General features: G+C 59.8%; 5 protein-coding genes and 1 pseudogene. 2 read left to right on the top strand and 4 right to left on the bottom strand.

Annotated features, from left to right (window positions below; all coding sequences use genetic code 11):
- Positions 1-581: 581 nt before the first annotated feature.
- Positions 582-1,190 (top strand): TetR/AcrR family transcriptional regulator, encoded by a 609-nt coding sequence (locus AC5RTT_RS12825; RefSeq protein ID WP_494145516.1) that lies wholly within the window; start codon positions 582-584, stop codon positions 1,188-1,190.
- 374 nt (positions 1,191-1,564) lie between these two features.
- Here AC5RTT_RS12825 and AC5RTT_RS12820 read toward each other — a convergent pair.
- The 4 genes and pseudogenes from AC5RTT_RS12820 to AC5RTT_RS12805 form a co-directional block, all read right to left on the bottom strand.
- Positions 1,565-1,768 (bottom strand): annotated as a pseudogene (locus AC5RTT_RS12820) (RidA family protein); the annotation flags it as partial.
- 37 nt (positions 1,769-1,805) lie between these two features.
- Positions 1,806-2,795 (bottom strand): ornithine cyclodeaminase family protein, encoded by a 990-nt coding sequence (locus tag AC5RTT_RS12815; RefSeq protein ID WP_494145515.1) that lies wholly within the window; start codon positions 2,793-2,795, stop codon positions 1,806-1,808.
- Positions 2,782-3,954: a Glu/Leu/Phe/Val family dehydrogenase gene (locus tag AC5RTT_RS12810; RefSeq protein WP_494145514.1), complete on the bottom strand. Its 1,173-nt coding sequence runs from the start codon at positions 3,952-3,954 to the stop codon at positions 2,782-2,784. The genes AC5RTT_RS12815 and AC5RTT_RS12810 overlap by 14 nt, the downstream gene beginning before the upstream one ends.
- Positions 3,955-4,091: 137 nt before the next feature.
- The gene (locus AC5RTT_RS12805) at positions 4,092-5,015 is read right to left on the bottom strand and encodes a LysR family transcriptional regulator (RefSeq protein ID WP_494145513.1); all 924 of its coding nucleotides are present in this window, start codon (positions 5,013-5,015) and stop codon (positions 4,092-4,094) included.
- 460 nt (positions 5,016-5,475) lie between these two features.
- Here AC5RTT_RS12805 and AC5RTT_RS12800 point away from each other — a divergent pair, with 460 nt between their 5' ends.
- Complete coding sequence (locus AC5RTT_RS12800; protein WP_494145512.1) at positions 5,476-6,246, top strand: amino acid ABC transporter ATP-binding protein; 771 nt, start codon at positions 5,476-5,478, stop codon at positions 6,244-6,246.

The following is a 6,246-nucleotide window of genomic DNA, read 5'->3' as shown; positions in this document are numbered from 1 at the left end:
CGAGGTCAATGACCTCCACCTCGTAGGAGCCGGCCTCGAGCAATTTCTCAACGAGGGTCTGGGCTACCTTCAGGGTGCGGGACTGCGGCTTGGGATTACCGGCAACGATTGAAACCTTGAGCGTCATCACTTCTCACTAACTGTGTTGTCAGGAAAATGAGATACGCCAGTGAAACAGCGAAGCTAACTACAACCGAGAGGCCTACGCGTGTAACACCACCGTGTCTCACACACCACCGAGATTTTTTGGCCCGGTGGGCCCGCAACGGCTTACGCTGCGTTCAAACTACATTGACTAAACCCGGAGTGGCCGGGATCACATCAACTAGAAGAACACTAACACAAACCTGAGCGGATGATCAAGAGGATTGATTGAGCAGTTGAATTCACCTCGGTGTAGTCCTACATCTGAGGCGAGTAGGCAACCCCAGTGCGAGATGAGGATTCACACAATTGGGAGACCAAGTTGATCTTTCGCTCAAATTCCGCTGCTCTCTTGGAGATCTCAGAGAGTCTGGGCATTAGACTGTTGAGTAGATTCACTCCGTCGCCTGGACGGATCCCTGACCCTGGAGGAACAAATGGCCCAATCCCACTTGCCCGTGGAGCAGAGGCGTCGTCAGTTCGTTAGCGCTGCAGAACGCGTGATTGTTCAGGAAGGATTGGCGAAGGCGACCACTCGTCGAATAGCGGAGGAGGCCGGGCTCCCCGCCCCCAACCTTCACTATTGTTTCGCGACCAAAGAAGATCTCCTTCAGGCCGTTTACGAGTCCGCCGCCTCCAGCGCCTTCGCCGAAATCGGACGGTTCGTGACGCCCGGGGTAGGTCTCGCACAGGGCATCGAAGACATCATGCGTTCCTTCGTCAAATGGAACAGTGGTAGCCAGGAAATCCAGTTGGCGATGTATGAACTGACCCTTTGGTCCCTGCGTAACCCTGCGTCCAGCCACTTGGCCGGGCGGGTTTACCGGCGCTTTCTTGACGGCTTTGAGCAACTGCTCACAGAGGTCATGAGGCCGGATGAGGCAGATGTGGATTTGGATACATTGGCCCAACTGCTGATAGGCGCCATTGACGGTTTCACTCTCCAGCGCCTGACGCTTAGAGACAAGGCCGGTACAGCATTTTTGGATATGTCTGTGCGCTCACTGCAGGCCGCTGTCGTTGCGGTGGATGTGGCCAGAAGCTGATACCTGCCCCACGAATTTCCGGGCCGTCCCTTACTTCACCGGCAGTTCCCCTTTTGAGCCGCTGACTGCATTCGACCAAGCAGTCTGGACCCAAGGATTCATTCGTACTTCGTAGTGACTAACTGGCATAGCATGCTGTGCCTGGTTCAGCAGGACTCTAAGGAATTCTGCACACGATCTGTGAGCCACTAGATAACTACACCGCCCGGACAATAGCCTGGGCGGTGCATCCTATTTGTCTGCCTGTTGTGCGTACGCGTTCGGCCAGTTGACGGTCGTTCCCAGACCGGCAACCGAACGCGGCCGGACCGCCGACTATTCGATAAATTCAAAGGACCTGCTGCACTCAGAATCGGGGGATTCCCTAACCATGCTTAGCGCTCAGGAATCACCGCGATGCCCTGGATCTCGATCACGGCTTCCCTCTGCCACAGCCGCGTGACGCCGAGCCCCGCCATGGCCGGGTACGGGGACCCGGCCATTTCGCGCAAGCTGCGCCCGATCTCATGTCCGCTGGCCATGTAATCGTCAACGTCTGCAAGGAATATGGTCACGTTAACCAGGAGATCATCAGAGCCTTGCCAGGTGCGAGTGCCGCTGCGGGGCTTTTTCGCTTCAATGCGGGTCCTGAGGTCCCTGCCCTGCTTGAGTTTCAGACAGGTAGGCCTCATACACGCCGGCCGCGACCGCCAGGTCTTGCCAGGGCATGCCAGTTGTTTTGAATACGGCAGGCCGCTCTGATTGTGGACGAATGCGGCCCTGGACCAGTTCAGCGAGCGTGTTCAGGCTGGTGGGGCTGGCTATCGCTCCGGATGCAAGCGCCAATATTATGTCGCCCGCCTCGCGCCGGGAATTTGAAAGTGATTCGACATAAATGGTTGCTCGGGACATTAGGGTGTCATCGAGTTCGCGGCTGTTTGGCTCATGTGATCCGATGGCGATAACTACTGCGTTATCCTTCACGCTCCCACCGTTGAAAAGTGGAGCGGATGACCCGGTGCAGCACACAATCAAGTCGGCCTTCGCAATACTCTCGCTGGTGCCGACCGCGGCCTTTATGCCCTTTGCTGCGGCGCGCGCTGCCAGCTGTGCAGCAGAGTGTTCATTTCGTCCCACAATTTCCACATGAGTTAGCTCGAGGACAAGGTTAAGGGCCTTGATATGTTGCCAGGCCTGCTGCCCTGTCCCAAAAACCAGCAGATGCTTGCCTCCAGTAGAGACGAGCCTTTGAGCGCCCAGAGCCGAGACAGCGGGAGTCCGCAGATTCGTCAGAGCGGTCCCGTCCAACACGGCCAGCGGCCGCTGATCAGCGCCGCCGAAGAGCACGTAAAGACCTTGAATCACGGGAAGGCCAGTGGAGGCATTCGCAGGGCTGATGGTGAGCAGCTTGGTCCCGGTGTACCGGGCCGAGCTGGAGGGCATCAGGAGGAGTTGCCCCCGCTGGGTAGTGAGTCTTGAGCGGACGCCGTCCTTCTCGGGATCAAAGCCCTGCAGTAGGACGCGTTCCAGGTGCGCTATCGCAATCGGGATGCTGGTGAGCCTCTCGATGTCAGAGCGGGTGATGAAGAAGGGTGTCGACTGAGCCTGGACGTCAGATAAGGACATCGACTGTCTCGGTGGCCGGTTTCGGGATCTGTCGACGAAGCTGCATTGCCTCTAGGACACGCTTTTGGGCTAGGGCATAGGCGGCTTCATGCGGCGTTAGACTGCTGCGGCTGCTTTCCTGCAGGACAGCACTTGTGTTGGCCCTCAACTTTGTGGCGATCATCGTGAAGATCTCCGCTGGTTCTACCACGAACGGGGAGTACCTGGCAGCCATCGAGTGGGCAGCCGCCACGATGCCGCCGGCGTTGGCGATAAAGTCCGGCACGACGGCGATGCCTCGCTCATGGAGAATGCGGCGGGAGCTCGGGGAGGTCGGGAGGTTGGCCCCTTCAATCACGAGTTTCACGTTTGTTGACGCTGCGATGAGGTCGTTGACGGTGTCCTCTCGGGCAGCGGGAATCAGGATGTCGGCGTCCACTGTCATCGCCGCGTCTGCTGGCTGAACCGCCCCGTAGTGGCGCACGCAGGTGTCCCCGGCCTCGCCACGAAGGGCCACCAGCCTTGCGACGTCAAGGCCGTTTGGGTCATGGACAGCACCGGCCGCCGTCGATACGGCAACGACGGTAGCGCCCAATTCAACGAGGCGCACCGCTGCAGCTTGCCCTACAGCACCAAACCCTTGAATAGAGACACGTGCTCCTTGGAGCGGAATGTTTCGGTTTTGGGCAGCTGCTTCCGCTGCTTCCGCTACTCCGTAACCTGTGACGCCCAGCTGGTCGTAGGGAAGCCCGCCCAGTGCCCGGGGAAGGCCGGTGGACGCGCCGCGGTCCCCAAGCTCGTCAAGGAAAATGGCAGCATCTTCCTCGGCCAACCCCATGTCGAGCCCGAAAACATACTCCGAGGGGACCTCGTTTGAAAGGGCACGGGCGAAGGCCCGCAATATCGCTTCCTTGTTGGGGTGGTTGGGATCTCCCAGGATGCCGGCTTTGGCCCCGCCGTGGAACAGATCCACTGCAGCCCACTTCCAGGTCATGGTCCTGGCGAGCCGTGCCACTTCCTGGACTGAGAGGCTGGCGCTCATCCGGGTTCCGCCCTTGCCGGTCCCTCGGGCGGTGTTGTCCAGGACCAGGACGCCACGCATCCCCGTCTTCCGGTCGGACACGACAACGATCTTTTCCGGGCCCCATTCATCGATCATAGAAAATACGTCGTCAGTCATTTGATCCATCCCTGTCGTCAAACATTAGTAACTACTAACCAGCTTGCGGGCAGGTCTGCGGCTCCGCCAGAGCCGCAGTGCCACTGTTGGTGCACCCGGCATAAGAAGTCCTTGGCCTGCTGGGGCCAGGAATGCTGCTAGACCACGTCGACTCCCGGAGTCGCATCCGCGGACGCCCTGGCGGCGGCCCTAAACGCCCGAACAGCTCCCTCAACCGCAGGATTCACGGTGGTTCGCGGGTGAAGTGCCAGCACATGTCGGCGTACCTGAAGGTCCACTATTTGCGCGGTGGAGATGTCGTCCGTTTCCTTGTGGCCCAGGGCCGGGATCAGAGCAATTCCCAGCCCGGAACGGACAAATCCCCTGATGACGTCGTAGTCGTCGCTGCGGAAGTTAACATCCGGTTCAAAACCTGCCGCGGCGCATGCCCTCCGCAGGGACCGGGCTCCGGCGGTCCTTGCCCCGGATGAAACCCAGGTCTCCTCCCTGAGATCTGCCAGCGAGATGTCCCTGCGTTCCAGCCGGTGGCCTCCCGGAAGGAGCAGCATCAGCTCTTCCGTCAGTAGTGGCGTGGACTTCAAGGCCTTGGGCCAGGCGTGTGGGACCAGGTCATACTGGTACACGAGCGCGAGGTCGAGCTCACGGTCCAGCAGCAAAGGAACGAGTTTGTCCGGTTCCCCTTCATCGAGTTCAATGGTGACCTTCTGATGCGACTGGACAAAATCGGACAGGGCGAGCGGCAGGAGCTTCTGGCTTGCCGTGGGGAAGCTGCCCAGCCGCACCCGGCCGACGCTGCCGTCGGACATGGCACGCACCTCGTCTTCAAAGACCCCAAAAGCCGCGAGCACTTCCTGTGCCTTCTCTGCGAGGAAACCGGCCGAGGGCGTAGGCCTGATCCCGTGGGCGTCCCGCTCAAACAAGGACATTCTCACAGCCCGTTCCAAAGCGGCCATCTGTTGTGACACGGCTGAGCCGGTGTAGCCGAGCTGGCGCGCGGCCTCAGCAAACGAACCGGTGCGAAGCACCACGACCAGGGTCCTAAGGTGCAGGGGATTGAGCATAAAGCCAGCTAACCCCATGCCGAGTACCACCGCAAAAGATGGAGGGCAGCACCATTGGTTGGCAACCGGTATGTGTGGCTGCAGGGCAAGAACCGGAAACAGGCCCCACCAGCCATACGAGCCGGATCCAGCTCCTGACGTCACAGTGCGCACTTGAACAAACTGTCTCCACCGCCAGCCAGGCGGTTTTTCCAAGCAAGCGAAGCCATTTCCGCGGACTGGCAGGCTTGTGGCCCAAGTCTCAGGACGAGTGCAAGCACTGCTTGCCCTAGGGTCACAATCGATCATTCTGGATTGCTTCCGCAGGTCGGAAACGTCGGGCATAGTCAAGCAAATAGGTCGGGCACTACTGCACAGTAAAACGCTGAAAGGGCTGACTCCACGTCCTGCCCGGGCCTGATCTCCCGTCCATGCATCCCATGCGCCAGCCCGTAGGAGCACAGCCAGAATGCCGCCACATATGCAGGAAAAACCCTTGACCAAGCCCATGGCCATACAACTCGAATCCGTCGCCAAGACATACGGGGACCATGTCGTCCTTAACAATGTCTCCCTGTCGGTGCGTGAGGGGGAGGTCACCGCAATGATCGGCCCCAGCGGCGCGGGCAAGAGCACGTTGCTGCGCTGCATCAACCTGCTGGAGCGGCCCGACACTGGTTGCATCACGGTCGAGGGCAGCCAGATCGACGCCGGCACCAACTTCACCGCCAAGGACCTGGCCGAACTAAGGCGGAATGTCGGCATGGTGTTTCAGTCCTTCAACCTTTTCCCACACCTAAACGTGCTGCGGAACGTCAGCATCGCGCAGGAGCGTGTTCTGGGACGCTCCCGCAAGGAAGCAGACATCCGCTCAATGAAGCTCCTGGAGCGCGTCGGCCTGGCGGACAAGGCCAAGCAGTATCCCGCCCGCTGTTCCGGCGGACAGCAGCAGCGGATCGCCATTGCACGGGCCTTGGCCCTAGACCCGAGAGTGATGCTCTTTGATGAACCCACCTCAGCCCTGGACCCCGAGGTCGGCCTGGAAGTCCTGGCCGTCATGAAGGAACTGGCGGCCGAAGGAATGACCATGGTTGTGGTGACGCACGAGATGCAGTTCGCCCGGGATGTGTCTGATCATTTGGTGGTGATGGCAAACGGGTCAATCCTTGAAGAAGGGAACCCTGAACAGATTTTCACCAACCCTGTCCAGGCTCGGACACGTGAGTTCCTCCGCGCCGTCCTGGAGCGCTGA

It is taken from the genome of Arthrobacter sp. Y3221157, assembly GCF_059089865.1.
Note: the sequence above shows the minus strand (reverse complement) of the source record. Positions and strands in the feature narration are given on the sequence as shown.

Bases quoted from the DNA above. Each gene is read 5' to 3' on its own strand.
- AC5RTT_RS12805 (WP_494145513.1), bottom strand. From the start codon at position 5,015: ATGCTCAATCCCCTGCACCTTAGGACCCTGGTCGTGGTGCTTCGCACC.
- AC5RTT_RS12825 (WP_494145516.1), top strand. From the start codon at position 582: ATGGCCCAATCCCACTTGCCCGTGGAGCAGAGGCGTCGTCAGTTCGTT.
- AC5RTT_RS12810 (WP_494145514.1), bottom strand. From the start codon at position 3,954: ATGACTGACGACGTATTTTCTATGATCGATGAATGGGGCCCGGAAAAG.
- AC5RTT_RS12815 (WP_494145515.1), bottom strand. From the start codon at position 2,795: ATGTCCTTATCTGACGTCCAGGCTCAGTCGACACCCTTCTTCATCACC.
- AC5RTT_RS12800 (WP_494145512.1), top strand. From the start codon at position 5,476: ATGCAGGAAAAACCCTTGACCAAGCCCATGGCCATACAACTCGAATCC.